At 72.3% G+C, this 23,827-nt stretch carries 23 protein-coding genes; 13 read left to right on the forward strand and 10 right to left on the reverse strand.

All coding sequences use genetic code 11. The features are described 5' to 3' along the window. The first annotated feature begins 283 nt into the window (after positions 1-283). The 3 genes from ACXR8F_RS00410 to ACXR8F_RS00420 are packed head-to-tail and all read left to right on the forward strand — an operon-like array spanning position 284 to position 2,385. On the forward strand, positions 284-958 hold the full coding sequence (locus tag ACXR8F_RS00410) for a GNAT family N-acetyltransferase (RefSeq protein WP_458798323.1): 675 nt from the start codon (positions 284-286) through the stop codon (positions 956-958). Beyond that, positions 955-1,932 (forward strand): GNAT family N-acetyltransferase, encoded by a 978-nt coding sequence (locus ACXR8F_RS00415; RefSeq protein WP_458798324.1) that lies wholly within the window; start codon positions 955-957, stop codon positions 1,930-1,932. Before ACXR8F_RS00410 ends, ACXR8F_RS00415 begins: the two co-directional genes overlap by 4 nt. Before the next feature lie 12 nt (positions 1,933-1,944). Continuing rightward, entirely contained in the window at positions 1,945-2,385 is a 441-nt protein-coding gene (locus ACXR8F_RS00420) for an SRPBCC family protein (RefSeq protein WP_045191597.1), read from the forward strand. Here ACXR8F_RS00420 and ACXR8F_RS00425 read toward each other — a convergent pair. Beyond that, positions 2,382-3,206 (reverse strand): phytanoyl-CoA dioxygenase family protein, encoded by an 825-nt coding sequence (locus tag ACXR8F_RS00425; protein WP_045191596.1) that lies wholly within the window; start codon positions 3,204-3,206, stop codon positions 2,382-2,384. The two genes, ACXR8F_RS00420 and ACXR8F_RS00425, sit on opposite strands and share 4 nt — an antisense overlap. 126 nt (positions 3,207-3,332) lie before the next feature. Here ACXR8F_RS00425 and ACXR8F_RS00430 point away from each other — a divergent pair, with 126 nt between their 5' ends. Next, the gene (locus ACXR8F_RS00430; protein ID WP_458798325.1) at positions 3,333-4,241 is read left to right on the forward strand and encodes a helix-turn-helix transcriptional regulator; all 909 of its coding nucleotides are present in this window, start codon (positions 3,333-3,335) and stop codon (positions 4,239-4,241) included. 85 nt (positions 4,242-4,326) lie between these two features. On the opposite strand, the gene ilvD is transcribed toward ACXR8F_RS00430, so the two are convergent. The 4 genes from ilvD to ACXR8F_RS00450 form a co-directional block, all read right to left on the reverse strand. Then, on the reverse strand, positions 4,327-6,027 hold the full coding sequence (gene ilvD / locus ACXR8F_RS00435) for a dihydroxy-acid dehydratase (RefSeq protein ID WP_458798326.1): 1,701 nt from the start codon (positions 6,025-6,027) through the stop codon (positions 4,327-4,329). Between the two features lie 70 nt (positions 6,028-6,097). Beyond that, positions 6,098-6,631 (reverse strand): SixA phosphatase family protein, encoded by a 534-nt coding sequence (locus ACXR8F_RS00440; RefSeq protein WP_045191594.1) that lies wholly within the window; start codon positions 6,629-6,631, stop codon positions 6,098-6,100. 95 nt (positions 6,632-6,726) lie between these two features. Continuing rightward, entirely contained in the window at positions 6,727-8,790 is a 2,064-nt protein-coding gene (locus ACXR8F_RS00445; protein ID WP_458798327.1) for a YhgE/Pip family protein, read from the reverse strand. A 47-nt stretch (positions 8,791-8,837) separates the two neighbouring features. Then, complete coding sequence (locus ACXR8F_RS00450; protein WP_458798328.1) at positions 8,838-9,512, reverse strand: hypothetical protein; 675 nt, start codon at positions 9,510-9,512, stop codon at positions 8,838-8,840. A 92-nt stretch (positions 9,513-9,604) separates the two neighbouring features. On the opposite strand from ACXR8F_RS00450, the gene ACXR8F_RS00455 reads away from it, so the two are divergent. The 4 genes from ACXR8F_RS00455 (at position 9,605) to lepB (ending at position 13,454) form a co-directional block, all read left to right on the forward strand. Next, the gene (locus ACXR8F_RS00455) at positions 9,605-10,234 is read left to right on the forward strand and encodes a TetR/AcrR family transcriptional regulator (protein WP_458798329.1); all 630 of its coding nucleotides are present in this window, start codon (positions 9,605-9,607) and stop codon (positions 10,232-10,234) included. 357 nt (positions 10,235-10,591) lie between these two features. Then, positions 10,592-12,166, forward strand: coding sequence for a multicopper oxidase family protein (locus ACXR8F_RS00460; protein ID WP_458798330.1), 1,575 nt, complete (start codon positions 10,592-10,594; stop codon positions 12,164-12,166). An 11-nt stretch (positions 12,167-12,177) separates the two neighbouring features. Beyond that, positions 12,178-12,795 (forward strand): hypothetical protein, encoded by a 618-nt coding sequence (locus tag ACXR8F_RS00465; protein ID WP_458798331.1) that lies wholly within the window; start codon positions 12,178-12,180, stop codon positions 12,793-12,795. A gap of 134 nt (positions 12,796-12,929) precedes the next feature. After that, positions 12,930-13,454: a signal peptidase I gene (lepB, locus tag ACXR8F_RS00470; RefSeq protein ID WP_458798819.1), complete on the forward strand. Its 525-nt coding sequence runs from the start codon at positions 12,930-12,932 to the stop codon at positions 13,452-13,454. A 54-nt stretch (positions 13,455-13,508) separates the two neighbouring features. Here lepB and ACXR8F_RS00475 read toward each other — a convergent pair whose 3' ends face one another. Next, positions 13,509-14,621, reverse strand: a complete 1,113-nt coding sequence (locus ACXR8F_RS00475) for an AfsR/SARP family transcriptional regulator (RefSeq protein WP_458798332.1) — start codon at positions 14,619-14,621, stop codon at positions 13,509-13,511. 204 nt (positions 14,622-14,825) lie between these two features. Between ACXR8F_RS00475 and ACXR8F_RS00480 the strand changes: the two genes are divergently transcribed. Both ACXR8F_RS00480 and ACXR8F_RS00485 read left to right on the forward strand, forming a co-directional pair. Beyond that, positions 14,826-15,479 carry a response regulator gene (locus ACXR8F_RS00480; RefSeq protein ID WP_045188537.1) on the forward strand — a complete coding sequence of 218 codons (654 nt, stop codon included), beginning with the start codon at positions 14,826-14,828 and terminating at the stop codon, positions 15,477-15,479. Positions 15,480-15,482: 3 nt separating this feature from the next. After that, the gene (locus ACXR8F_RS00485) at positions 15,483-16,931 is read left to right on the forward strand and encodes a sensor histidine kinase (RefSeq protein ID WP_458798333.1); all 1,449 of its coding nucleotides are present in this window, start codon (positions 15,483-15,485) and stop codon (positions 16,929-16,931) included. Positions 16,932-16,943: 12 nt separating this feature from the next. On the opposite strand, the gene ACXR8F_RS00490 is transcribed toward ACXR8F_RS00485, so the two are convergent. The 3 genes from ACXR8F_RS00490 to ACXR8F_RS00500 all read right to left on the reverse strand — a co-directional run bounded on the left by ACXR8F_RS00490 (position 16,944) and on the right by ACXR8F_RS00500 (position 19,361). Further along, positions 16,944-17,240 (reverse strand): MoaD/ThiS family protein, encoded by a 297-nt coding sequence (locus ACXR8F_RS00490; protein ID WP_045188536.1) that lies wholly within the window; start codon positions 17,238-17,240, stop codon positions 16,944-16,946. Between the two features lie 17 nt (positions 17,241-17,257). After that, positions 17,258-18,340 carry a WD40/YVTN/BNR-like repeat-containing protein gene (locus tag ACXR8F_RS00495; protein WP_458798334.1) on the reverse strand — a complete coding sequence of 361 codons (1,083 nt, stop codon included), beginning with the start codon at positions 18,338-18,340 and terminating at the stop codon, positions 17,258-17,260. 67 nt (positions 18,341-18,407) lie between these two features. Next, on the reverse strand, positions 18,408-19,361 hold the full coding sequence (locus tag ACXR8F_RS00500; protein ID WP_458798335.1) for a 2-hydroxyacid dehydrogenase: 954 nt from the start codon (positions 19,359-19,361) through the stop codon (positions 18,408-18,410). A gap of 112 nt (positions 19,362-19,473) precedes the next feature. On the opposite strand from ACXR8F_RS00500, the gene ACXR8F_RS00505 reads away from it, so the two are divergent. The 3 genes from ACXR8F_RS00505 (at position 19,474) to ACXR8F_RS00515 (ending at position 22,216) form a co-directional block, all read left to right on the forward strand. Then, entirely contained in the window at positions 19,474-20,133 is a 660-nt protein-coding gene (locus tag ACXR8F_RS00505; protein WP_458798336.1) for an MOSC domain-containing protein, read from the forward strand. Between the two features lie 39 nt (positions 20,134-20,172). After that, positions 20,173-21,405 (forward strand): PQQ-dependent sugar dehydrogenase, encoded by a 1,233-nt coding sequence (locus tag ACXR8F_RS00510; protein ID WP_458798337.1) that lies wholly within the window; start codon positions 20,173-20,175, stop codon positions 21,403-21,405. Between the two features lie 106 nt (positions 21,406-21,511). Next, positions 21,512-22,216 carry a DUF937 domain-containing protein gene (locus ACXR8F_RS00515; protein WP_458798338.1) on the forward strand — a complete coding sequence of 235 codons (705 nt, stop codon included), beginning with the start codon at positions 21,512-21,514 and terminating at the stop codon, positions 22,214-22,216. Between the two features lie 62 nt (positions 22,217-22,278). Here ACXR8F_RS00515 and gatB read toward each other — a convergent pair whose 3' ends face one another. Beyond that, positions 22,279-23,826 carry an Asp-tRNA(Asn)/Glu-tRNA(Gln) amidotransferase subunit GatB gene (gatB, locus tag ACXR8F_RS00520; protein WP_458798339.1) on the reverse strand — a complete coding sequence of 516 codons (1,548 nt, stop codon included), beginning with the start codon at positions 23,824-23,826 and terminating at the stop codon, positions 22,279-22,281. Position 23,827 lies beyond the last annotated feature (1 nt).

The following is a 23,827-nucleotide window of genomic DNA, read 5'->3' on the forward strand; positions in this document are numbered from 1 at the left end:
CAGCCACAAAAAAACCCTTCGGTCCCGTGGGGGGACGGAAGGGGGCGCGCTGACCGGTGGGGCTGGTCGGCGCGCTAGGGAAGTACGAGGAGTCGGGCCACGTGACAACCGTCCTACGCGGCCCCAGTGGTGTCAATCGACGGTCACCCGCGTCTCAGGATGTGGCATCGTGATCTCACCCACTGTCAGTCGCGCACGCGCCGACTCTTCGTTGCACCACCGCGCGCCGCCACGACCGAAAGTCGGTTGTCGCGCCAGGACCCGCGTCGCGACACTGGCCCGCATGACCAGCACCGTCGACGACCACTTCCCCGCCCTCGCCGTACGCGTCGTCGCCGGAGCGATCGAGCTGCGCGGGATCGGCGACGACGACCTCGCGGCCCTGGCCGACCTCGCCGCACGTGGCATCCACCCGGCCGACCGGATGCCCTTCTACCACCCCTGGACGGACGCTGAGCCCGAGGTACTGCGCACCCGGTTCGTCCAGTACCACTGGCGCTGCCGGGCCGACTTCTCCCCCGAGCGGTGGGAGCTCAACCTCGGCGTCTGGCACGAGGGGACGCTCGTGGGCACGCAGGGCATCTCGGCCCGTGACTACGTCGTGACCTGCACGGCCGAGACCGGGTCATGGCTCGGCCTCGAGCACCAGGGCAAGGGCATCGGCACCGCGATGCGCCAGGCGATCTGCGCCTTCGCCGTCGACCACCTCGGGGCGGAGGAGATCACCTCCGGCGCCTTCACCGACAACCCCGCGTCGCTCGCGGTCAGCCGCAAGGTCGGCTACCGCCCCAATGGGCTCACGCGGCTCCAGCGCCGCGACGGCGAGCTCGCCGTGAACCAACGGCTCGTCCTGCGCCCCGACGACCTCGTCCGTGGCGACCATCCCATCACCGTCGAGGGCGTGCCGGCCCTGCGCCGCCTCCTCGGCCTCGACGCGCCCGACAAGGAGACGGCATGACCACCCCTGCGCCCACCGCCACGAGCAACGCCCCCGTCCCGCTCGTGCTGCCCAGCGGATCGGACGGGCTGACCGTGCGGCCGCTCGGGCAGAACGACGCCGCCGCGGTCGCCACCCTGATGGGGGCCTGCGAGCAGCACGACGTCGGAGAGGTCCTCATCGAGGAGGCCGACATCGTCGGCGACTGGCAGCGCCCCGCCTTCGACCTCGCCACCCAGACCGTCGGCGTGCTCGACGGCGACCGCCTCGTCGCGTACGCAGAGGTCTACAAGGCGCGCTGGGCGCACGGTGCCGTCGACCCGGCATACCGCGGCCGTGGCATCGGGACCGCGCTTTCGCGCTGGACCCGGGCCGTCGGCGCACGCGAGGGCGGCACCGTCGTCGGGCAGCCCGCGCCCGGGGACTCCGCAGGCGAGCGGCTCTTCGCCGCCCTCGGCTACCGCAACCTCTGGACGTCGTGGGTGCTCGAGATGCCCGCCGGGCAGACGATCGAGGCGCAGCCGACACCCGAGGCGTACGCGATCCGCGAGCCGCGCGACCAGGGCGACCTCGAGGCCGCATGGACGGTGAACGAGGACGCCTTCCTCGAGTGGTCCGACCGCGAGCGCTCGAGCTTCGAGGAGTGGGCCGCCACGGTCGTCAACCGTCCGGGCTACGAGCCGTGGCAGCTGCGCCTCATGGTCGATCCGGCCGGCGAAGTCGTCGGCATGGCGTTCGTCATCGTGTCCAACGGCTGCGCGTACGTCGACAAGCTCGCCGTCCGCCGCGACCAGCGCGGCCGCGGCCTCGCGCGGGCCCTGCTCGTCGACGCCTTCGAGGTCGGGCGCGCGCACGGCGGTGACCGGTCCGAGCTGTCGACCGACTCACGCACCGGGGCGCTCGGGCTCTACGAGAAGGTCGGCATGCAGGTGACCTCCGTGTGGCGGCACTGGGCGGCCGACGTCGTCGCCGGGTCCGACCCGGCCCAGGTCTGAGGAGGGGTGGCGGTGGAGCAGCACATCACGTTCGACGTCGCCGCGCCGGCAAGCCGCGTCTGGGAGATCCTGAGCGACCCCGAGCGCTGGCCCGAGTGGACGTCATCGGTGCGTAGCGTCAGGCTCGACGGCGGGGCCCTGAAGATCGGGGCGAAGGCCACCATCGACCAGCCACGCATCCCGACGGTGCCGTGGACGGTCACGTCGCTGTCGCCCGGACGGTCGTTCACGTGGGAGTCCGGTGGGCGCGCCGCGCACACCGTGGCACACCACGTCGTCGAACCGCTGGGCGCCGACGGGTGCCGGGTGACGCTGTCGGTGACCCAGTCGGGCGTCGTGGGGTCGGTCGTCGGACGGCTCTACCGGGGTCTGACCGACCGCTACCTCGCGATGGAGGCGGCCGGGCTCACGGGGCGGGCCGAGTCCGGCTGGCAGCCGCCACCGGCCGGCTAGCCGACGTCACCCACCACAGGGTTGGTCGGTGAAGCCGCGGTGTCTCCCGGCGCGAGGCCGGGGAGCCACGACGTGAGGTCGTTCTCCTGGGCGCCGTTCGCGGGCTCGAGCACCGGGAGGCCATCGGCGAACCAGATCACCGTCATCACCTCGCGCATCTCGCTCGAGGTGTTGCCGAGCGCCTTGTGCACCGTCCAGCCGGAGTGGAACGACGCGTCGCCGGCACGCATGGCCACGGGCTCGTCGACGGCGAGGCCCCGCCGCGGCACGAGCCGGTCGAAGTGGTGCTCGGACGCGTCGGAGATGCCGATGTCGCTGAGCGGACCGTCGACGTGGCTCCCCCGCGCGAACGCCAGCCCGCCGTGCGCCGGTGTGATGTCGACGAGCGGCATCCACATCGTCAGGCACCTCGACCCGTCGAGCGGCCAGTACATCGCGTCCTGGTGCCACGGCGTGCGGCCGCCGCCGGGCTCCTTGAAGAGGGCCTGGTCGTGGTAGAGCCGCACCCGCGGCACGCCGAGCAGCCGCGCCGCGACGTCGGCGAAGCGCGGCGCCAGGACGAACCTGGCCACGTCGGGGTCGTGGCGCCAGAGGTTCATCACCTGAAGGAACGCCATCCCGTAGCTGTCGCGCTCGGCGAGCGGACGCGACTCGGTGCCGAGCCGCTCCACCGCCGAGGCGATCGGCCGCCGGTACGCCGCGGCCTCCTCGGCGCTCGCCACTCCCGAGAGCCGGACGAAGCCGTCCGCGCGGAAGGCGGCCACGTGGTCCTGGGTCACGGGGTATGCCGTGGCGAGCGCGGGAACTGTGTCGATGGTCATCGGGAGGGCCGCCTTCGTGGATCGTGAACGACCGGAGGGGTCGTCGGTTCTGCCACTTCACCAGACCCGCGGAGAGACCACCCCGGACGTCGTGGTTTCAGGGGTACGTTCTGGTTTGATGACGTGATGGACAGCAAGCGTGCGCCGGTCGGCGCCACGCCGACGGCGCGGCCTGCCGATCCCCTCCCGCCCGGGCGTCTCGGCCGCGTGCTGGTGGCGGCGCGCATCGTCGCGGGCCGGGGCCTCGCTCCCGGCACGACTCGGCGACACCCGACCTGGGGGCTCACCTTCCTCACCGCCGGTGCCGGCCGCTACCGCGATGCGCACCACGACGAGCCCCTGGCCGCAGGCTCGCTCGTCGTCGTCCATCCCGGGCACCCGCACTGGTACGGCGCCGACCGTGGCGGCTGGGACGAGCACTTCGTCGTCTTCGAGGGGCCTGTGTTCGACCTGGCCGCGAGCCGCGGCGCCCTCTCCCCCGGGCAGCCGCTCGTGCACGGTCTGCCGGTGCGCCGGTGGGCGCCACGGTTCGCGGCCTTCGACCGGCCGCGGCCACGCACGCCCGACGGCACCGACGCCGAGGCGGTCGCGCTGCTCGCGGCCCTGCTCGAGGCACGCGACACCTCGACCCGTGCCTCCGACCGCGGCACGCGCGGGGCGTCCCCATCGGGTGCCGGCTGGCTCGCACGCTCGACCGATCTGCTCGAGGGGGACCTGACCGAGCCGCTCGACCTGCGTGCCGTGGCGGCCGAGGTCGGGATGCCGTACGAGACGTGGCGTCGCCGGTTCCGGGCCGAGACCGGCACGAGTCCGTGGGCGCACCGGTCGGCCCGCCGGCTCGACGCCGCGACCGACCTGCTCGTGCACACCGGGCTCGGGGTGCGCGACATCGCGGCGGCAACCGGTTTCAGCGACGAGCGGCACCTCATCCGGCGCTTCCGAGAGGCGACAGGACAGACCCCCCGCGCCTACCGGGACGCCGACAAGGCCGCTTCCGCGGACCGACGGACCGCTACCAACGCTCCCGCGCTGTAGCGCCCGCGCTCACCGTTCGCCGGAGACGGCGGTCGTGGCGGTCCGTCGGTTCGCCGCGGCGCTCGGGCACACGGCATACGCCCGCTCAGCCGCAGACGGCCCCGCCGCTCGCGCTGCCGACGAGCTTGCGATACTTCGCGAGCACGCCGCGGGTGTACTTCGGCTCCGGGTGGGTGACGCCCTCGGCACGACGGCGCGCCATCTCGTCGTCGTCGACGAGCAGGTCGAGCGAGCCGCTCGCCACGTCGAGGCGGATCGTGTCGCCGTCGCGCACGAAGGCGATCGGCCCCTCGTCGACGGCCTCGGGAGCCACGTGCCCGACGCAGAGGCCGGTGGTGCCGCCGGAGAAGCGGCCGTCGGTGAGGAGCAGGACGTCCTTGCCCAGCCCGGCGCCCTTGATGGCACCCGTGACGGCGAGCATCTCGCGCATGCCGGGCCCGCCCTTCGGTCCCTCGTAGCGGATGACGACGACCTCGTTCTTCTTCAGCGAACCGTCCTCGACGGCGTCCATCGCGGCGCGCTCGCCGTCGAAGACGCGTGCGGTGCCCTCGAAGACCGACTCGTCGAAGCCGGCCGACTTCACGACCGCACCCTCGGGCGCGAGCGAACCGGTGAGGATCGTCAGGCCACCCGTCTTGTGGATCGGGGTCGCCATCTCGCGGATAACACGGCCGTCGATGTGGGGCGGGTTGAGCTCCTCGAGGTTCTCGGCCATGGTCTTGCCGGTCACCGTGAGGCAGTCGCCGTCGAGCAGGCCGGCCTCGAGCAGCGTCTTCATGACGACGGGGATGCCGCCGATGTGGTCGATGTCCTTCATGACGAAGCTGCCGAAGGGCTTGACGTCGGCCAGGTGCGGCACCTTGGCGCCGATGCGACGGAAGTCCTCGATCGTGAGGTCCACCTCGGCCTCGTGGGCGATGGCGAGCAGGTGGAGCACGGCGTTCGTCGAGCCGCCGAACGCCATGACGACGGCGATGGCGTTCTCGAAGGCCGGCTTGGTCATGATGTCGCGCGCGGTGATGCCGCGGCGGAGCAGCTCGACGACGGCCTCACCCGACTTGCGGGCGTACATGTCGCGGCGGCGGTCGGTGGCGGGCGGCGCGGCCGAGCCCGGGATCGACATGCCGATCGCCTCGGCCACGGCGGCCATGGTGTTGGCCGTGTAGAAGCCGCCGCACGCGCCCTCACCCGGGCAGATGGCGCGCTCGATCGCGTCGACGTCCTCGCGCGACATGAGGCCGGCGTTGCACGCCCCGACGGCCTCGAAGGCGTCGATGATCGTGACCTCCTTCTCGGTGCCGTCGCTCAGCTTGGCGACGCCGGGGAGGATCGTGCCGGCATACAGGAAGACCGATGCGAGGTCGAGGCGCGCGGCCGCCATGAGCATGCCGGGCAGGGACTTGTCGCAACCGGCGAGCAGGACTGAGCCGTCGAGCCGCTCGGCGTTCATGACGGTCTCGACCGAGTCGGCGATGATCTCGCGCGACACGAGGCTGAAGTGCATGCCCTCGTGGCCCATGGAGATGCCGTCGGACACCGAGATGGTGCCGAACTCGAGGGGATAGCCCCCACCGGCGTGCACGCCGTCCTTGACGGCCTTGGCCAGCCGGTCGAGCGACAGGTTGCACGGGGTGATCTCGTTCCACGAGCTCGCGACACCGATCTGTGGCTTGGCGAAGTCGTCGTCGCCGAGGCCTACCGCCCTGAGCATCCCCCGTGCCGCGGTCTTCTCGAGACCGTCGGTGACGTCGCGGCTGCGGGGCTTGATGTCAGGCGTCTGCGTCATGCCAGCAGCATAGGACCGTGTCCGCTGGGTGGACACCGCATCTCACAGCCTGATCGTCGGCGGCGAACGCTCAGTCGTCGTGCCCACGGCTGACGTGGAAGCGCGTCAGGGCGCACGAGCCGAAGTCGATGTCGGCCCACTCGCCGGCATACCGGAGGACCGCCATGCCGCTCGTCACGAAACCCTCGCCGAGGGCGTCGTGGGCCTCGCGCGACCCCTCTCCGTCGGTGAGCAGGCTGGTCAGCTGCGCCATCGTCGGGTTGTGCCCGACGACCAGCACCGTCGTCGTCTCACCGGCGTCCTCGCGCACCGTCTCGAGGGTCTGCTCGGAGCCGCCGAGGTAGACGCTGCGGCGGTACTCGACGAACTCGGTGTGGGCGCCGCCGTGGCAGGCCTCCTCCCACGTCTGCCGGGTGCGCTGCGCGGTGGAGCAGATGACGAGGTCGGGCACGAGCCCCTGCTCGTGCAGCCACCGGCCGGCGGCCTTGGCGTCGCGGCGACCCCGCGCCGCGAGCTCGCGGTCGTGGTCGGCCTTGCCGAGCCCCTCCTCGGCCTTGGCGTGGCGCATGAGGATGAGGGTCTTCTCTCTCGAGGCGCTGCTCATACGTCTAGAGCATGCTCCGCGTCGGCCCGCTTGTCAGCCCGGAGGGCGGGGGCCGGCCGCAGCGGTCCTGCTGCGACCAGGCTGCCGCGGAGGCGTCAGAGCGCGAGCTCCGGCTTGATCCGCTTGGGCGTCCACACCCGCGACCGCCGCGCCGCGACGGTCGACACCAGCAGGGCCCCGACGAGGTATGCCGTGAGCACGCCCACCGCCCCGAGCACCGGCGCGAGGTCGGCGCCGTAGAGCAGTCGGCGCAGGCCGTCGACGGCGTAGCTCATCGGCACGACGTGGTGGACCGCCTGCAGGGGGGCGGGCAACGTCTGCCACGGGAACGTGCCGCCGGCGCTGACGAGCTGGACGACCATGAACACGAGGCCGAGGAACTTGCCCACCGCCCCGAACCTCGACGCGAGCGCGTGCAGGATCGCCACGAACGTCATCGAGGTGAAGCAGAGGAAGAGGAACGCGAGGACCGGGTGCGCGATCCGGATGTCGACCCCGCGGCCCACGACGAGCACCAGGGCAGCAGCCTGGACGATCCCCACCACCGCCGGCGCGAGCCAGCCCCCGAGCGCGGTGCGGAACGAGCGCTGGCTCGTGGCGAGTGCGCGCTGGGACAGGGGACGCACGAAGAGGAAGAGCACGTAGGCGCCGATCCAGAGGGCGAGGCTCATGAAGAGCGGCGCCAGCCCTGCCCCGTACGACCCCGCCGACGACAGGGAGTCGGTGGCCACCCCGACCGGGTTGCCGATGGTCTGCGCCATCGCCTTGCGCTGCGCCTCGGACGGGTCGGGCACGGCGTCGCGGCCCTTGACCAGGCCGGCGTGCAGGTCGGTCGTGCCCTTGGCCAGCGAGTCGAGGCCGGACGCCAGCGACCCTGCACCCCGCGCGAGCGCGTCCGCGCCGGTGGCGGCGGACGTCGCGCCGGACACGAGCCGGCCGGCGCCGGCGTCGAGCCGGTCGAGCCCGGTCGCCAGGGCAGCCGCCCCGTCCCGCACCTTGACCGCGCCCGTGTGGGCCTGCGCGATGCCGTCCGCGAGCGCCGGCGTGGCGTTCGCGAGCGCCCGAGCCCCGGTGGCCACCTGGTCGGCCCCCTTCGACAGGCGCGTCAGGTCGCCCGAGGCCGACTGGATGGTGGCGTCTGCGTTGTCCACGTAGCCGTCGACGAGGTCGAGGCGTGACTCGACGACGGCCAGCTGCGCGTCGGTCAGTCCCTGCGCCCTCAGGGCGGCGACCAGACCGGCGCGGTCGGCGGCGACGCGGCTCTTGAGCTGGGTGGAGGCGGCGGCCGCCTTCGCCCCGTAGCCGGCGATCGTGCGGTTGCCGGCCGCGACCTGCTCGGCACCGTCGGCGAGACGGTCGGTCTGTGCGGGGAGGTCTGCGGTCCTGGACTGCAGGGTGCCGAGGCCGGAGGCGAGGCGTGCTGAGCCGGTCTGCAGCTCGTGGGCGCCCGAGGCCGCGCGGCCGAGGCCGGCGTCGAGGGTGCGGGCACCGGTCGCGAGCTGCTCGAGCCCTGTCGCGAGAGAGCCCGCGCCGGAAGCCAGCTGGTGGGCTCCGTCGTCAGCCTTGGCCGCACCGGCGCGGAGCTTCTCCGATCCGTCCACGGCCTTCGCGAGCTCGTCGTGCACGTCGCTGAAGCCCAGTAGCAGCCGGCTCGCCGCGGTCTGGCTCACCTCGCCGGCGACGCTGGCGGTCACCTGCTTGATGACCTGGCCGCCGATCATCGAGGTCATGTAGTTGTTGGCGTCGTTCGTCTCGAGCAGCAGGGTCGCCTGACGTGGCGTGAACTCCGCCGTCGACGCGAGGTCCGCGGAGAAGGTCTTCGGGAGGATGACGGCGAACGCGTACGTGCCGTCGTCCACGCCGTTCATCGCCTCGTCGCGCGGCACCCGGTGCCAGTCGAAGCTCTTCGACTCGACGAGGTGGTCGGCCACCTCGCCGCCGACCTGGAGCTTCTCCCCCGTGCGGAGGGTGGTGCCGGCATCGTCGCTGACGACGGCGGCAGGCACCTGCGGGAAGGCGCCGTAGGGGTCGTGGTTCGCGTAGAGGTACAGGCCGCCGTAGAGGGTCGGGACGAGGACGAGGGCCGCGAGGGCAAGACGTGCGAGGCGCGAGGCGGTGAGGCGGCGCAGCTCAGCGAGCGCGAGGCGGACGGGGTTCATGCGGGCACTCCGTCGGTGGTGGGGTCGGTCGTGGGTTCAGTCGTGGGTTAAGTCGTGGGTTCGACGACGGGTTCGGTGGCGGGTTCGGTGGCGGGCTCGGTGGCCTCGGGAGGGAGCCGGGTCGACCGGGACAGCGCCGAGGCGGTCGCCGGTGCGCAGAGCGCGACCACGGTGAGACCACGGTCGGCGACCGACTGGGCCGCCTCGAACCACTCGCGCGGCTCGCCACCGTGCCGGTCGGGACCGGTGAGCACGATGACGCGAACCTGCGGGTGCCACGAGCCGAGCTCGAGCAGCAGGCGGGTGCGCAGGCCCGTGGGCAGGCTCTCCCAACGCCGCGATGCCAGGTCGCTGACACCACGGTCGCCGAGGAAGGCTGCGACGTCCCTGCGCGACGACGGCCGCTCGGCGAGGGCCAGCTCCTCCGCGACGACGGCGCGGAGGGAGAAGGAGTCCTCCGGCGCGGTCACGTCGGGCACGTCGACGAGTCGCGTGCGCAGCTGCAGCTGCGCCCGGTCGGTGGAGCCACCGATCGACACGGAGCCGGTGAGCAGGTCGACTCGTCCGCCGATCGCGAGGGCCAGCGCGACCTGGCCGACGCCGGGGTCGATGCCGACGACCGTGACCGCTCCCGCGGGGGCCGAGAACCCGATCCCCGACACGAACGGCTCGTGCGTGCCTCGGACCGACACGTCGTGTGCGACCACCTGGCGCTCGTTCACCTGACCATCCTCCGACGGGACCATCCCGCTTTTCGATACAAGTATGCATCCAATACATGTCCGTATTCAATTCGAGGGCGTATCGTGGTCCTATGCCAACCCTGAGGTCCCGCGAACCAGCCACTCCCCCGATCACCGCCCGCCGCCAGGCGACCCGTGACCGGGTGCTCGCGGCGGCGAGCGAGGTCTTCGCGGAACGCGGCTTCCACGGCGCGAGCGTCGAGGACATCTGCGAGCGGGCCGGCTTCACCCGAGGGGCCTTCTACTCCAACTTCTCCTCCAAGGACGACCTCGTGCTCGAGCTGTCCCGCCGGCACTCCGAGGCTCTCGCCGAGCGCATCCGCGCAGCCAGCAAGCAGGAGCATGCAACGGCTGACGAGGTGCTGAAGGCTGTCTTCGCAGCCCTCGCCGACGACACCCGCAGCAAGGAGCAGTGGCTGGTCCTCACCACGGAGTTCACCCTCCACGCGATCCGCGAACCGGTGGCCCGCCGCGCCTGGGCCGCGCAGCAGCGACGGGTGCGCGACGAGCTGGTGGCCGTCGTCGACGAGGCGGTGGCCCGGCAGGGGCTGACGCTGCCCATGCCCACCGATGTCTTCGTCCGGGCCGCGATCGCGCTCGCGCAGGGCTCCATGACGCAGCGCCTCGTCGAGCCCCGTTCGCTCACCGTGGGAGAGCTCGAGCGGACCGTGCTACCCGTGCTGCTCGGCGTCGACACCTGAGCGGGGACGCACCCCCGCGCCGCGACGCCCCAGTGGCGGGCGCCCACTCGGGACGCCCGCCTCTCCTGGGGGATCAGGTCACAGTGTTGCTTCTCACCATCGAGGTGGAGATCCCGCCGGGGACGGTCGGCGACGCACGGGGTCGGCGCCGAGCCGCTTGAAGGAAGTCTCCTCACCCTGACCGGGTGCAGTCCCACTGTCGGGGGTGATCCTTGCGAAAACCTTGGACTCGAGCGCCTTGCCCCATACACCCCCAGATGTCCGAATTGCCCTGCCTCACAGCCGGATTCATCCAAGGTATCAACAAGGTCGCTGGGTTCCTCTTGAGTAGGAAAGGACATGATCAAGGGAGGAACCATGTCTTTGTCTCGCCGAGACCTCATGAAGCTGGGCGTCGTCGGGGGCGCCGCCCTGGCGCTGCCTCTGGAGCGCACGGTGAGTGCCAAGTCCAGCCCTCAGGGCCGCCTCGCCAGCAGCCGGCTGCCCCGGCCGTTCACGATGCAGTTCCGGACGCCGCCGGTGCTGCGGCCCTACCGCACGGACGCCACCACCGACTTCTACAAGGTCTACATGAAGCCGCTCCAGGCCGAGGTGGTCCCGGGCCTGCAGACGCCGCTGTGGGGCTACAACGGACTCGTTCCCGGACCGACCGTCAAGGTCGCGCAGGGCCGGCGCACCGTGATGCGCCAGGTCAACAACCTGCCGGGCAAGCACCCGGTGCTGAGCTACACGCCGTGGACATCCGTGCACCTGCACGGCTCTCCGTCGCTGCCGCAGTACGACGGCTACGCGAGCGACATCACCAACCCGGGCCAGTACAAGGACTACGTGTACCCGAACACCCAGACGGGTCGCACCCTGTGGTACCACGACCACGGGCTGCACCACACGGCCGAGAACGTGCTCATGGGCCTCGCCGCCCAGTACCAGCTCGTCGACCCGCTGGAGCAGGCCCTGCCGATCCCCAAGGGCGAGTTCGACGTGCCGCTGCTGGTCAGTGACGCGATGTTCGCGAGCGACGGCTCGCTCTACTTCGACAACCACAGCGAGTCGGGGATGTTCGGCGACGTCGTCCTGGTCAACGGGGTGCCGTGGCCCGTGATGAAGGTCAAGCGGCGCAAGTACCGCTTCCGCATCCTCAACGCGTCCATCTCGCGCTCGTACCAGTGGTCGCTCGACTCCGGGGATCCCATGACGGTCATCGCGACGGACGCGGGACTGATGCCGCAGCCGCAGACGGTGCAGCGCTTCCGCCACGGCGCGGCCGAGCGCTACGAGGTCGTGATCGACTTCGGCAAGATGCCGGTGGGCCGTCGCGTCGTGCTGCGCAACACCAGCCCGAAGAACAACATCGACTACGCCAACACCAACAAGGTGATGGCCTTCGACGTCGTCGCCGACGACTTCGACCGCGCGGACAACGCCGTTCCCGACGCCCTGAACCCGACCAACCCCGCCATGCTCCTCACGGCGGCCGACGCGGTGCGCACGCGCCGCCTCGACCTCAAGCGCAAGCACGGGATGTGGACCATCAACGGGCACACCTGGGACGACGTCGTGAAGAGCAAGTTCTCCCTCGTCGAGGCCAGCCCGCGCGAGGGAGACGTCGAGATCTGGGAGATCCGCAACTCCTCGGGCGGCTGGTTCCACCCGGTTCACATCCACCTCATCGACTTCCGCATCCTCGACCGCAACGGCAAGCCGCCGATGCCGCACGAGCTCGGCCCGAAGGACGTCGTCTACGTGGGTGAGAACGAGACGGTGCGGGTCGTGGCTCGCTTCGAGGGCCGCGGCAAGTACATGATCCACTGCCACAACCTCGTCCACGAGGACCACGACATGATGAGCCAGTTCGAGGTGCTGGCCGACCACGACGTGAGCGACCCGATGAGCGATCCATGCAAGTCGCTCCCTGAGATCGACGACGTCTGAGGGGCGGCGACATGTCGACCACGGCACTGCCGTCGAGCTCGTCGCCCGGCACCGACACGGCTGCGGACGCCGTGTCCACGGGGCCGGCACTCGCGGCACAGGCGCGGGCCGCGGGGGCGCTCAGCTGCATCGCTGCGCTCGTGCACCTCGCTGTGGCGCCCGAGCACTTCGCCGAGTGGGCGCCGGCCGGCGTCTTCCTCATCGTCGTCGCGGCAGGTCAGCTGTGGCTGGCGCAGGCCCTCTGGCGGGGGCTCAGCGCACGGCTCGTCCCGGCCGCGGTGCTCCTCACGGCGGGCCTCGTGGGGCTCTACGTCGCGTCGCGCACCATCGGCCTGCCGGTCCACCCGGACACCGCGGGCCAGGGGCTCGGGCTGGGCTGGAGCCACCACGGCGGGTCGCAGGTGCCCGGCGGGCACGGCAACGGCATGCCGATCGTGCCGGGCTCCGGCGCAGAGGCGGCCGTCGAGACCGTCGGGACGCTCGACCTTCTGTGCGTCGTCGCCGAGCTGGGGGCCCTGGCCCTGCTCGTCGGGATGCTGCCGGTCCGCCAGCGTCGGTCGGTCGGCAACCTCCTCCTCGCCGTGGGTCTCTGCGGCTGGGTCGTCTGGGGCCTGGTGCGCTTCACGTGAGCCGACAGGCGCCGGACCGGGCAGGGGCGGCACCCGAGCGCAGCTCCCCTGTCCTCGGGTCCGCCTCCGTCCCCGGAGCGCTCGCACCACCTCCGGCGCGGCGCGCGACGTTCCGGCGTCGGGCGCTGGCGTTCGTGGGACTCGTGGCTGTCCCGGCCGCCACGCTCACGTGGGTGGTGCAGCCCGTCCGGGTCACCTCCGACTCGATGAGCCCGACCCTGACGCCGGGCCAGCAGGTGCTCCTGCTCAAGCAGCCCTGGGCAGGGACGGTCGCGCGCGGCGACGTCGTGGTACTCGACGGCGACCGGTGGTCGGAGCGCGCCGCGGCAGCCGCGGCGAGCGGCGGTGTCGTCGGGCTGTCCCCCGACCGTGTCGACGCCGCGGTCCGCACCGTCCGGGACACGTCCTTGGTCAAGCGGGTCGTCGGGGTCGGTGGCGACACCGTCGAGCTCGACGACGGTGCTCTCGTCGTCAACGGCACACGCGTCGTGGAGCCGTTCGTCGACCTCGAGTCGGTCGACGGCGTGTGGTTCGGACCGGTGACGGTGCCCTCCGACGCGGTGTTCGTGCTCGGTGACGCCCGGGCGACCTCCGTCGACTCTCGCGACCTGGGCGCGGTCGCACTCGACGCCGTGGAGGGTCGCGTCGTCGGCCCGTAGCGGCCCGCAGGCGGTCCTCCGGCGGGCGCGCCCCGTCAACCGGGCGGCCGGTGGTCAACCGGTGGCCGCGGCGACGGGGACACCGTGGGACCCGTGGGACGGCACCGCCGCGCGCTGACGGGCATCGGCCGCGCGGACCAGGGCCAACAGCCGGCTGCAGTCCTCCTTCAGGGAGGCCGGGACCACCGGTCCGGCGCTGCGCGCCCCGCCCGCACCGCCCGTACCGTCCGCGCCGTGCTCACCACCTCCCGGGGACGCCGACCCGGAGGCCGAGTCGTCGAGGACGTGGTGCAGGCGCACCACCGCGGCGACGAGGTCACGCAACCGGTCGTCCTGCTCCGAGGTCGCCGCCAGCAACCGCCGGAACACCGCCCGCAACCGCGGACCCGGGTCACACCCCAGCTCGGCCGCGAACACCGTGCGACACGTCTCGTACTCCCGCACCGCGTCCGTGTGCTCACCCCGACGCTCCAACGTCTCCAGCAGCACCAGCCACGCCGACTCCAGCAACCGGTCCCGCCCGATCGCCGCCCGCGCCCACACCTGCGCGTGCCCCAGGTCACCGGCCTCCAACGCCGCCCGCGCCCCGTCCGCCAACGCCCGCAGCACCCGCGCCTCGTGCGCCTGCACCGCCTCCTGCAACCACGGCAGGTCCGCCTCGTCCGGCAGCAACGGCCGCGCCACCAACGCCAACGCCTGCGCGTACACCCCCACCGCCGCCGCCCCCAACAGCTCCTGCGCCCGCGCCACCAACCGCGCGAACTCGATCACGTCCACCGTCAACCCCTGCGCCCGCGCCGCGACGTCCCACCGGTACCCGCCCGGCACCGTCACGATCGGCGCCACCCGGGCACCCGCACCCCCAGCGCCCTCAGCACCCCCAGCGCCCTCGGCGCTTTCGACACCCGGGGCCCCGGCCAGCCGCTTGCGCAGCAGGCTCACGTACGCCTCCAACGTGCCCAACGCCCCCGCCGGAGGCGTGTCCCCCCACAGGTACTCGATGATCCGACCCTTCGAGACCGGGTCGCCGCCCTCGAGCAGGAGCGCCAGCAACACGTGCCGCGCCTTCGCACCCCCCAGGTCCCGCGGACCCAACGCTCCCGGCCCGTGCCCCACCACGAGCCCGCCACACAACCGCACCACCGGTACGCCGACGACATCCTTCATCTCTGATCCCCCCATAGCTGATCCCCGGGCAGCTCCCCTGCCTGCCATGGTGCGTCGCGACGGGCTCGGGCGGATCTCCCATGCACGGGTGGGACGACCCCCAGTATTTGGGACCGTTTTCCGTCGCGGGCGCACGAGTGCCGTGATACTGAAGGCCAGGGGGAGTGCCGGGGGGGCGCGGGGCCCCCGCGAGGGGGTTTCTCGATGACGTCTGATGTCCTGCGGGTCCTGGTGGTGGACGACCACCGGACCCTGGCCGACGCGCTGTGCCTCGCGATCTCCGCGGAGCCCCGCATGGAGTGTGTCGGCACGGCCCACGGGGCCCGTGAGGCGACGGCCCTTGTGGCCACCGCGTCTCCCGACGTCGTCGTCATGGACGTCAGGCTCGACGACGGCGACGGCGTCGACGTGACGAGGACCATCACGTCCGACCGGCCCGAGACGCGTGTCGTGGTGCTGACCGCGCACGTCGACGAGTCCCTGCTGACCAGGGCAGCGGAGGCAGGCGCCTGCGCGGTGCTGCCCAAAGGGGGTCCGCTGACCGAGCTGATGGAGTCCCTGCGCACCGCGCCGCGCGACGGCTTCGCGGTGCACCCGGTGCTGCTGCGCACGCTCATCGGCGCATCCGCCGCCCCGCGGGCCACGCCCGACCTGCTGACCGCTCGCGAGCGGGAGGTGCTCACCCTGCTGGCCGAGGGACGCGACCCCACGACCATCGCGCGAACACTCGGCATCTCGGTGCTGACGTGCCGCGGCTACATCAAGAGCCTCCTCGTGAAGCTCGACGCCCACAGCCAGCTCGAAGCCGTGATGATCGCCTTGCGCCGCAGGCTCATCCAGCTCCCGAACGAGGACTGAGCCATGCCAGTGAAGACACCGCCGACGACGACCTCCGACACCACTGCCGTCGTGCCGCCGAGACCCGCCGGCACGTCACCCGCACAGCTCGACGTCCCACAACCGGGACGCTCGAAGGTCGTGCGCGACTCGGTCGTCCGGTTCCTGCTGTGGAGCCTCGCAGTCCTGGGCCTCGTCGCGGCCGGCACCTTGCTGCTGTCGACCCCCCTGGCCGAGCGACTGTCCGTCCGCGAGGCGACCACGAGGAGCGTCGCGTACGCCAAGTCCGTCGTGGCGCCCCTCGTCGACGACAAGGTGCTCACCGGGGACACCGTCGCCACGCGCGACCTCGTCCGGCTCATGCGCACCCGCATGGCCGACGGGTCGATCGCGCACATGAAGATCTGGACGGCGAGCGGGCGGGTGCTGTGGAGCGACGAGCCGGAGGTGACCGGCAGGACGTTCGAGCTGGAAGAGGACGTGGCCACCCTGTTCGGCACCAACGACGCCACGGGTGAGGTCTCGCCGCTCGACAAGCCCGAGAACGTCTCGGAGCAGTCTGCCCAGGAGCTGATCGAGGTGTACGTGGGCTTCAGGGCCGACAACGGGACGCCCCTCGTCTTCGAGGCGTACTGGCCGACGGAACGCATCCGCCAGGACGTCAGCGACATCCGCTGGCAGTTCACGCTGCTCGGACTCGGGGCGCTGCTGCTGCTGGCCCTCGCCCTGCTCCCCCTCGCCCTGTCGCTGGCCAGGCGTGTCGACCGTGGCCTCGCCGAGCGGGAGGCGATCATGGCGCAGGCGCTCTCTGCGTCGGACCTCGAGAGGCGACGGTTGTCCCAGGACCTCCACGACGGGATCGTCCAGGACATCGTCGCCCTCGGCTACGCCCTGCCGACCGTGGCGGCGGCACTGCCGCGTGAGGCCACCGCGGCGCGCGCCCTACTCGAGCAGGTCCACACCGACGTCGCCCGCGGCGTCTCGGGCGTGCGCGAGCTGCTGACCGACGTCTACCCGGCCGACCTCGAGCACGGTGGGCTGGAGCCCGCCATCCAGGACCTCGCCGAGCGACAGCGGCGGCACGGCACGGACGTCGTCGTGGCGGTCGACTCCCGGCTCGGCGAGCCGCTGGGCGTCGCACAGCTGACCTACCGCATCGTGCGGGAGGCCCTGAGGAACGTGGCCAAGCACGCACGTGCGACCGAGGTGGAGGTGACGGCTGAGGTCGTGCACGAGGCCGCGGTCGTCGAGGTCCGCGACGACGGGGTCGGACTGGGCGCAGGGACGGAGATGTCGTCCGGCGGCACGGGCGGGCCCGACGGGCTGCCCGGCGGCGAGGGGCACCTCGGCCTACGGCTGCTGCGCGACACTCTCCGCACCTTCGGTGGCGACGTGACGATCAGCGAACGATCGGGGGGTGGCACCGTGCTGCGCGCGACCTTCCCGCTGGCGCTGCGGGTCTCGTCGCGCTGACCGTCGCGGCGCTCAGCCGCCGGACACGGCGTTGATGATGTGGACCCTGGCGCCGGCAGGAACCTGCGCGGCGACGCCGTCGCCGCGCGTGGCGTCCTCACCGTTGACGAAGACCTTGACGTGCCGGCGGATCTGACCCCGCTCGTCACGCACCTTGCCGTCGAGGATGCGGTGCTCGGAGAACGCGCGGTCGAGCAGCTCGGCGACGGTCTGGCCGTCACCGGGCGACTCGACCTCGATCTCGGCGACGCCCCCCACGAGGTCGCGGAGCATGCCCGGCAGGATGACGCGGACGGGAGCAGACGGCATACGAGAACCCCTGTGCCTCAGTCGAGCTGGGCCGCGCGGACCACGAGGACGTCGGGCAGCTGCGTGGCGATGCGATGGAAGGTCTCACCCTCGTCGACCGACGCGAACACGTCGCCGTTGCGGGTGCCGAGGTAGACGCCGACCGGGTCGGCGGAGTCGAGGGACGCGGCGTCGCGGAGCACGCACGTGAAGCTCTCGGACGGCAGGCCCTGCGCCTGCATGCGCCAGTGGGCGCCGCCGTCGTCGGAACGCTGCACCTGCAGCTGGGCGCCGGGCGGGATGCGCTCGCCGTCGTCGGCGACGGGGATGTTCCACACGACGCCGGGTCGCCTCGGGTGGGCCAGGATGGTGAACCCGAAGTCGGTGGGCAGCCCGTCGGCGATGGACTGCCAAGAAGCCCCATTGTCGTCGGAGCGGTAGACGCCCTTGTGGTTCTGGGCGTAGAGCGCGCCGTCGGCCGCACCGCGCGCCACCTTGTGCACGCACTGGCCGTACTCGGGGTACTCGTCGTCGGGCATGAAGTAGGCCCGGATGCCCGGGTTCGACGGCGCCCACGTCTCGCCGGAGTCACTCGAGCGGTAGACACCGCCCGCGCTCATCGCGACGAGGAGGTTCTCGGGGTGGCCGGCCTCGGGAACGATCGTGTGCACCGCTCCCCCACCGAAGCCGGGCTCCCACTTTGGGCGGTGCGGGTGGTCCCACAGGCCCCGGACCAGCTCGTAGTGCTCGCCCCGGTCGGTGCTGCGGAAGAGGGCGTGCGGCTCGACGCCGGCCCAGACGACGTCGGCGTCGTTCGGGTCGGGGGTCAGCTGCCACACCCGCTCGAGCGCGGTGTCGGTGTCGCTCGGGAAGGCGAGGGCGCGCTCGGCGCTCTCGGTCCAGGTGCGACCGCCGTCGGTCGAGGCCTGGACGGTCGGCCCCCAGTGCCACGACTTCACCCCGGCGAGCACCGTCGAGCGCCCCTCTCGCGTGTCGACGGCGACGGAGGCGACCTCGCTCATGAGGAAGTGCGGACCCTCGAGGGCCCACTCGGTGCGGTCGCTGCTGCGGGCGACCCACAGGCCCTTGCGGGTGCCGATGGCGACGATGGTCTCGGTCATGTTGACAGTGTCCACTAAGGGTCTGACAGCGACAAGGGCTCGTCGCCCTGTCGGTGTCGAGGTGGGCTCAGCCCCTTGCGGAACCGCCCGTCGCGACCGCGTTCACGAGGGGACCGCCTGCCAGCATCGCCTCGACCTGACGGCGCACGAGGGCCTTGGCCCGGGGGCGCATGGCCTGCGTCGCCCCGCCGATGTGCGGCGTGATGAGCACGCCGGGAGTCGTCCAGAGAGCGTGGTCGGCGGGCAGCGGCTCGGGGTCGGTCACGTCGAGCGCCGCCCTCAGTCGCTCCGACGCGCACTCGGCCATGAGCGCGTCCGTGTCGACGACGGGCCCGCGGGCCACGTTGACGAGGACCGCGCCGTCCGGCATACGCCCGAGCATGTCGGCGTCGAACAGCCCGCGCGTCGCCTCGCTCAGGGGCACGATGACGACCACCACCTCGTGGTGCGGCAGCAGATCGGGCAGCTCGTCGATGCCGTGCACGTGCGGGACGAGGTCGTCGCCGTCACGCGCGCGAGAGGCGACGGCGGTCAGCGCCACCTCGAAGGGCGCGAAGCGGCGCGCCACCGCGCGCCCGATCTGGCCGTAGCCGACGACGAGCACGCGACTGTCGGCCAGGGCGGACCGCAGGATGAGGGGCTCCCAGGTCGAGCCGGCCTGCGACACGACGAACTTCGGGATCTCACGGACGGACGCGAGCGTCAGGGCCAGGGCGAGCTCGGCCGTCGACGCGTCGTGCACGCCCGCGGCGTTGCACAGCGTGACCCCCTCCGGCACCTCTGGGAGGAACTGCTCGTAGCCGGCGCTCTGCAGCTGCACGACCTCGAGCGCGTCGAGGCCGACGGCGACGTCCGCGAGACGCAGCCTCGTCATGTACGGCATGACCGCGAGCCGGATCTCCGCACCTCGTGGGTGCGGCTCGGACATGTCCCAGACGACCGTGTCGACGCCGTCGAGGTCGGCGAGCGCCTCGGCGTACTCGATCTCGGGCACGGACACGACGAGCGGGGCTGCAGCCATGCGGCCACGCTAGATGACACGATCGCGGCCGACCCCACCCGTCCACGCGACCGGCCGCGAGCACCGCCGGCGGGACGGACCGCGCCGGACCGCGCCGACTAGGCTCGCGCGGGTGAACACGCCCCACGTCCTGTCTCTCAACTCGGGTCGTCGCACGCGTCCGCCGGGTGGCGGCGCCCCCACCGCGATCGACAAGCAGCCGGTCGACTCCTTCGAGGTGCGCGACCCGGGGCCCAAGCACGGCGGTCTCGGCAGCGGCGTGGTGGGCGACGAGATCGGCAAGCCGCAGCACCACGGCGGGGCGCTCCAAGCCGTCTACGCGTACGCCCGCGAGGACCTCGACCACTGGGAGCGTGAGCTCGGGCGCCCCATCGCCCCAGGCGGTTTCGGCGAGAACGTGACCACGGTCGGGGTCGACGCCACGCACGCGCTCGTCGGCGAGCTGTGGCGGATCGACGACGTGGTGCTGCGGGTGGAGGTGCCTCGCATCCCCTGCGCCACCTTCGCCGCCCACATGGGGGTCCCCCGCTGGGTGCGCCGCTTCGCGGACGAGGGCCGCACCGGCGCCTACCTGTCGGTGGTGACGCCCGGGACCGTGCGCGCGGGTGCCGCCATCACGGTCGAGCGACCGGACCACGACGTCGACCTGCTGCTGCTGTTCCGGGGACTCATGGGAGACCTCGGCGCGGCCCGCCGGGTCCTCGACGCGGGAGTCGCCCACGCCGAGGTGAACGAGGAGCTCGCCGCGATCCTCGCGCGACGCGGAGGCTGACCATGGTGGCCATCGGCCGCCATTGGGACACAATGAGGTATGCCGCATCGTTCCCGTTGGATCAGCCGTGCCCTCGCGGGGGGTTTCGTCGTGGCGCTCGGCGCCACGGCGTGCACGAGCTCGACCCCGGAAGCGCCGTCCACGAGCGCCGGCTCGTCGACGGCCGGCACCAGTTCCACGTCGGCCACGAGCACGGCGGTCGGCACCAGCACGGCCGTCCCGCCGAGCACGGCGAGCCCGACCGCCTCGACCACCACCCCGTCGAAGACCACCACGACCCGGGCGACGCCCCCGCCCGTCCAGCCGGCCGGACCCGTCACCCTGCTCCGCGGCCTCGACATCGCCTGGTCGGTGGCCGTCCTGCCCGACGGCAGCGCCCTCGTCAGTGAGCGCAACACCGGGCGGGTGCACCACGTGCCCAAGCCCGGCACCGGGGGCAGGTCCACCGTCGTCGGACGGCTCCCCATCTTCCGCACCGAGGGCGAGGGCGGCCTCCTCGGCCTCGCGGTGGCCGCCGACTTCGCGAGCGACCCGGTGGTGTACGCGTACTACACGACCAACAGCGACAACCGCATCGCGGCGGTGGAGTGGCGAGACGGCCGACTGGGCGAGCCGGAGGTCATCTTCTCCGGCATCCCGAGCGGGCGCCGCCACAACGGCGGGCGCATCGCCTTCGGTCCCGACGGCTACCTCTACGTCGGCACGGGCGAGGCCGGCGACACGGGGCTCTCGCAGAACCTCGACTCGCTCGGCGGCAAGATCCTGCGCATCACCAAGGAGGGAGAGCCTGCTCCGGGCAACCCCTTCGGCGGATCTCCGGTCTGGTCCTACGGCCACCGCAACGTCCAGGGCCTCGCGTGGGACAGCCGGAAACGCCTGTGGGCCAGCGAGTTCGGGCAGAACACCTGGGACGAGCTGAACCTCATCGAGGCCGGCAAGAACTACGGCTGGCCGGAGGTCGAGGGGCGGGAGGGCAACTCCGACTTCGTCGACCCCGTGGCGCAGTGGCCGACCGACGAGATGTCGCCGAGCGGCATCGCCGTCGGCCCTGACGGGGCGGTGTACATGGCTGCCCTGCGTGGCGAGTCCGTCTGGCGCGTGCCGGTCAACGCCGACGGCACGGCCGGCACGGCGACCCGGCACCTGAACCGCACCTACGGCCGCATCCGCGACATCCACTTCGTCGGCAACCGCGTGTGGATCACGACGAGCAACAACAACCGCGCCGACCGCCTCGTCTCGCTGCCGCTCTCCGCCGTGGGCGCCCGCTGACGTCCCGCGAGATACGGACGCCCGCGGGCTGCCGGTGACCGTCCCGCATGGCTAGCCTGACGGGCAGGACCCGCAGCGGCGCGGGCCGCGACGAGGAGGGCCACCCATGGGTTCGTACGACGAGATCCTCGACCAGGTTCCGGTCGACCAGCTGGCCGGCCAGCTGGGAGTCGGGAGCGACGAGGTGCGCAGGGCCGCCGAGAGCGCCCTGCCCGCACTGCTCGGCGGGCTGCACGCCAACGCCTCCGACCCGGCGGCAGCCGACTCGCTGATGGCTGCGCTCTCCGACCACCAGGACCCGGTCACGGGCCTCGACGACGTCGACGAGCAGGACGGGCGTGCCATCGTCGGCAACATCTTCGGCGACAACACCGACCAGGTCGTCAGCCAGCTCGGCGGCCTCGGGGGGACCTCGGGGGGCATCGTCCAGAAGCTGCTGCCGATCCTCGCCCCGATCGTGCTGTCGTGGCTGGCCGGGAAGGTCGGGCAGGGTGGTGGGCTCGGTGGCGGGCTCGGCGGCGTGCTCGGTGGCGGTGCGCCCTCGGCCCCGAGCGGGGGCGGCGCCACGGATGACGGGCCGCTCTTCCCCGGAGGCGCGGGAGCGGGCAGCGGGCCGGTGCAGGCGCCGGGCAGCGCGACGCCGACGGGCAGCGCCTCGACAGGCGACTCCTCATCCGGGTCGAACCCGCTGCAGGACATCCTCGGCCAGGTGCTCGGCGGCGGTTCAGGCGGTGGGGCCGGGGCGTCGGGCGGAGCCGGCGACATCCTCGGTGGTCTGCTGGGCGGCCTCCTCGGAGGCGGTAAGCGCTAGCTGGCCCCCACCCACCCCTTCAGCCGTCGAGAGGTCGAAGTCTGCGGCCCCCGACACGTCGGTTACTGGAGCTTGGCGAGGATGAGCTCGCGGGCCTTGCCGGCGTCGGCCTGGCCCTTCATCTCCTTCATCACCTGGCCGATGAGCGCACCGGCGGCCTGCACCTTGCCGTCGCGGATCTTCGCCGCGACGTCGGGGTTGGCCTCAATGACCTTGTCGACGGCGGCCTCGAGGGCGCCGTCGTCCTGGACGAGCTCGAGCCCGCGCGCGTCGGCCACGGCAGTCGGGGTGCCCTCACCGGCGAGCACGCCGTCGAGCACCTGGCGCGCCATCGAGTCGTTGAGGCGCCCGGACACGACGAGCCCGTCGAGCTCGGCGATGTGCGCCGGCGTGAGGCCGAGCCCGGCGGCATACGTGACGATGTCCTGGGCCTCGGCGTTGGCGCGACGCGAGGGCTCACCGAGCCACCACTTCTTCGCGGCACCGGCACTCGCACCCGCGGCCACCGTCTGCTCGATGAGCTCGACGGCACCGGCGTTCACGACGTCGCGCATCTCGAGATCGCTGTAGCCCCAGTCGGACTGGAGACGCTTGCGACGGGCGGCCGGGTTCTCGGGGAGCGTGCCGCGCAGCGCCTCGACCCGCTCGCGGGTCGGGGCGACCGGAACGAGGTCGGGCTCGGGGAAGTAGCGGTAGTCCTCGGCGTCGGACTTGACGCGGCCCGACGTCGTGATGCCGGTGTCCTCGTGCCAGTGACGCGTCTCCTGGAGGATCGAGCCGCCGCCGTCGAGGATCGCGGCGTGGCGCGAGATCTCGTAGCGGACGGCCCGCTCGACCGAGCGGAGCGAGTTGACGTTCTTCGTCTCGGTGCGGGTGCCGAGCGGCACCGCGAGCTGCTCGGGCGACGTCGGGTCGCCGGCCTTGGCGCGCAGCGACACGTTGGCGTCGCAGCGCATCGAGCCCTGCTCCATCTTCACGTCGCTGACGTCGAGCGCGCGCAGCAGGTCGCGCAGCGCCGAGACGTACGCCTTCGCGACCTCGGGTGCCCGCTCCCCCGCGCCGGTCATCGGCTTGGTGACGATCTCGATGAGCGGGATCCCCGCGCGGTTGTAGTCGACGAGCGAGTGGTCGGCGCCGTGGATGCGGCCGGTCGCACCGCCGATGTGGAGCGACTTGCCGGTGTCCTCCTCCATGTGGGCGCGCTCGATCTCGACGCGGTAGACGGTGCCGTCCTCGAGCTCGACGTCGAGGTGCCCGTTGTAGGCGATCGGCTCGTCGTACTGCGACGTCTGGAAGTTCTTCGGCATGTCCGGGTAGAAGTAGTTCTTCCGGGCGAAGCGGCACCACTCGGCGATCTCGCAGTTGAGCGCGAGGCCGATGCGGATGGCCGACTCGACGGCCTTCTCGTTGACGACCGGCAGCGCGCCGGGCAGGCCGAGGCAGACCGGGCAGACCTGCGAGTTGGGCTCGGCGCCGAACTCGGTGGGGCAGCCGCAGAACATCTTCGTCGCGGTGTGCAGCTCGACGTGCACCTCGAGACCCATGACGGGGTCGAACTTCGCCATGGCCTCGTCGTAGTCCATGACGGCGTCGGCGGTGGCCGTGCTCATG

It is taken from the genome of Terrabacter sp. AAH1 (assembly GCF_054456855.1).

Excerpts from the sequence above, each read along its gene's own strand:
- gatB (WP_458798339.1), bottom strand. The coding sequence starts at position 23,826 with ATGAGCACGGCCACCGCCGACGCCGTCATGGACTACGACGAGGCCATG.
- ACXR8F_RS00465 (WP_458798331.1), top strand. The coding sequence starts at position 12,178 with ATGTCGACCACGGCACTGCCGTCGAGCTCGTCGCCCGGCACCGACACG.
- ACXR8F_RS00455 (WP_458798329.1), top strand. The coding sequence starts at position 9,605 with ATGCCAACCCTGAGGTCCCGCGAACCAGCCACTCCCCCGATCACCGCC.
- ACXR8F_RS00460 (WP_458798330.1), top strand. The coding sequence starts at position 10,592 with ATGTCTTTGTCTCGCCGAGACCTCATGAAGCTGGGCGTCGTCGGGGGC.
- ACXR8F_RS00445 (WP_458798327.1), bottom strand. The coding sequence starts at position 8,790 with ATGAACCCCGTCCGCCTCGCGCTCGCTGAGCTGCGCCGCCTCACCGCC.
- ACXR8F_RS00425 (WP_045191596.1), bottom strand. The coding sequence starts at position 3,206 with ATGACCATCGACACAGTTCCCGCGCTCGCCACGGCATACCCCGTGACC.
- ACXR8F_RS00495 (WP_458798334.1), bottom strand. The coding sequence starts at position 18,340 with ATGACCGAGACCATCGTCGCCATCGGCACCCGCAAGGGCCTGTGGGTC.
- ACXR8F_RS00440 (WP_045191594.1), bottom strand. The coding sequence starts at position 6,631 with ATGAGCAGCGCCTCGAGAGAGAAGACCCTCATCCTCATGCGCCACGCC.
- ACXR8F_RS00430 (WP_458798325.1), top strand. The coding sequence starts at position 3,333 with ATGGACAGCAAGCGTGCGCCGGTCGGCGCCACGCCGACGGCGCGGCCT.
- ACXR8F_RS00515 (WP_458798338.1), top strand. The coding sequence starts at position 21,512 with ATGGGTTCGTACGACGAGATCCTCGACCAGGTTCCGGTCGACCAGCTG.
- ACXR8F_RS00500 (WP_458798335.1), bottom strand. The coding sequence starts at position 19,361 with ATGGCTGCAGCCCCGCTCGTCGTGTCCGTGCCCGAGATCGAGTACGCC.
- ACXR8F_RS00415 (WP_458798324.1), top strand. The coding sequence starts at position 955 with ATGACCACCCCTGCGCCCACCGCCACGAGCAACGCCCCCGTCCCGCTC.
- ACXR8F_RS00480 (WP_045188537.1), top strand. The coding sequence starts at position 14,826 with ATGACGTCTGATGTCCTGCGGGTCCTGGTGGTGGACGACCACCGGACC.
- ACXR8F_RS00410 (WP_458798323.1), top strand. The coding sequence starts at position 284 with ATGACCAGCACCGTCGACGACCACTTCCCCGCCCTCGCCGTACGCGTC.
- ilvD (WP_458798326.1), bottom strand. The coding sequence starts at position 6,027 with ATGACGCAGACGCCTGACATCAAGCCCCGCAGCCGCGACGTCACCGAC.
- ACXR8F_RS00475 (WP_458798332.1), bottom strand. The coding sequence starts at position 14,621 with ATGAAGGATGTCGTCGGCGTACCGGTGGTGCGGTTGTGTGGCGGGCTC.
- ACXR8F_RS00485 (WP_458798333.1), top strand. The coding sequence starts at position 15,483 with ATGCCAGTGAAGACACCGCCGACGACGACCTCCGACACCACTGCCGTC.
- ACXR8F_RS00490 (WP_045188536.1), bottom strand. The coding sequence starts at position 17,240 with ATGCCGTCTGCTCCCGTCCGCGTCATCCTGCCGGGCATGCTCCGCGAC.
- ACXR8F_RS00510 (WP_458798337.1), top strand. The coding sequence starts at position 20,173 with ATGCCGCATCGTTCCCGTTGGATCAGCCGTGCCCTCGCGGGGGGTTTC.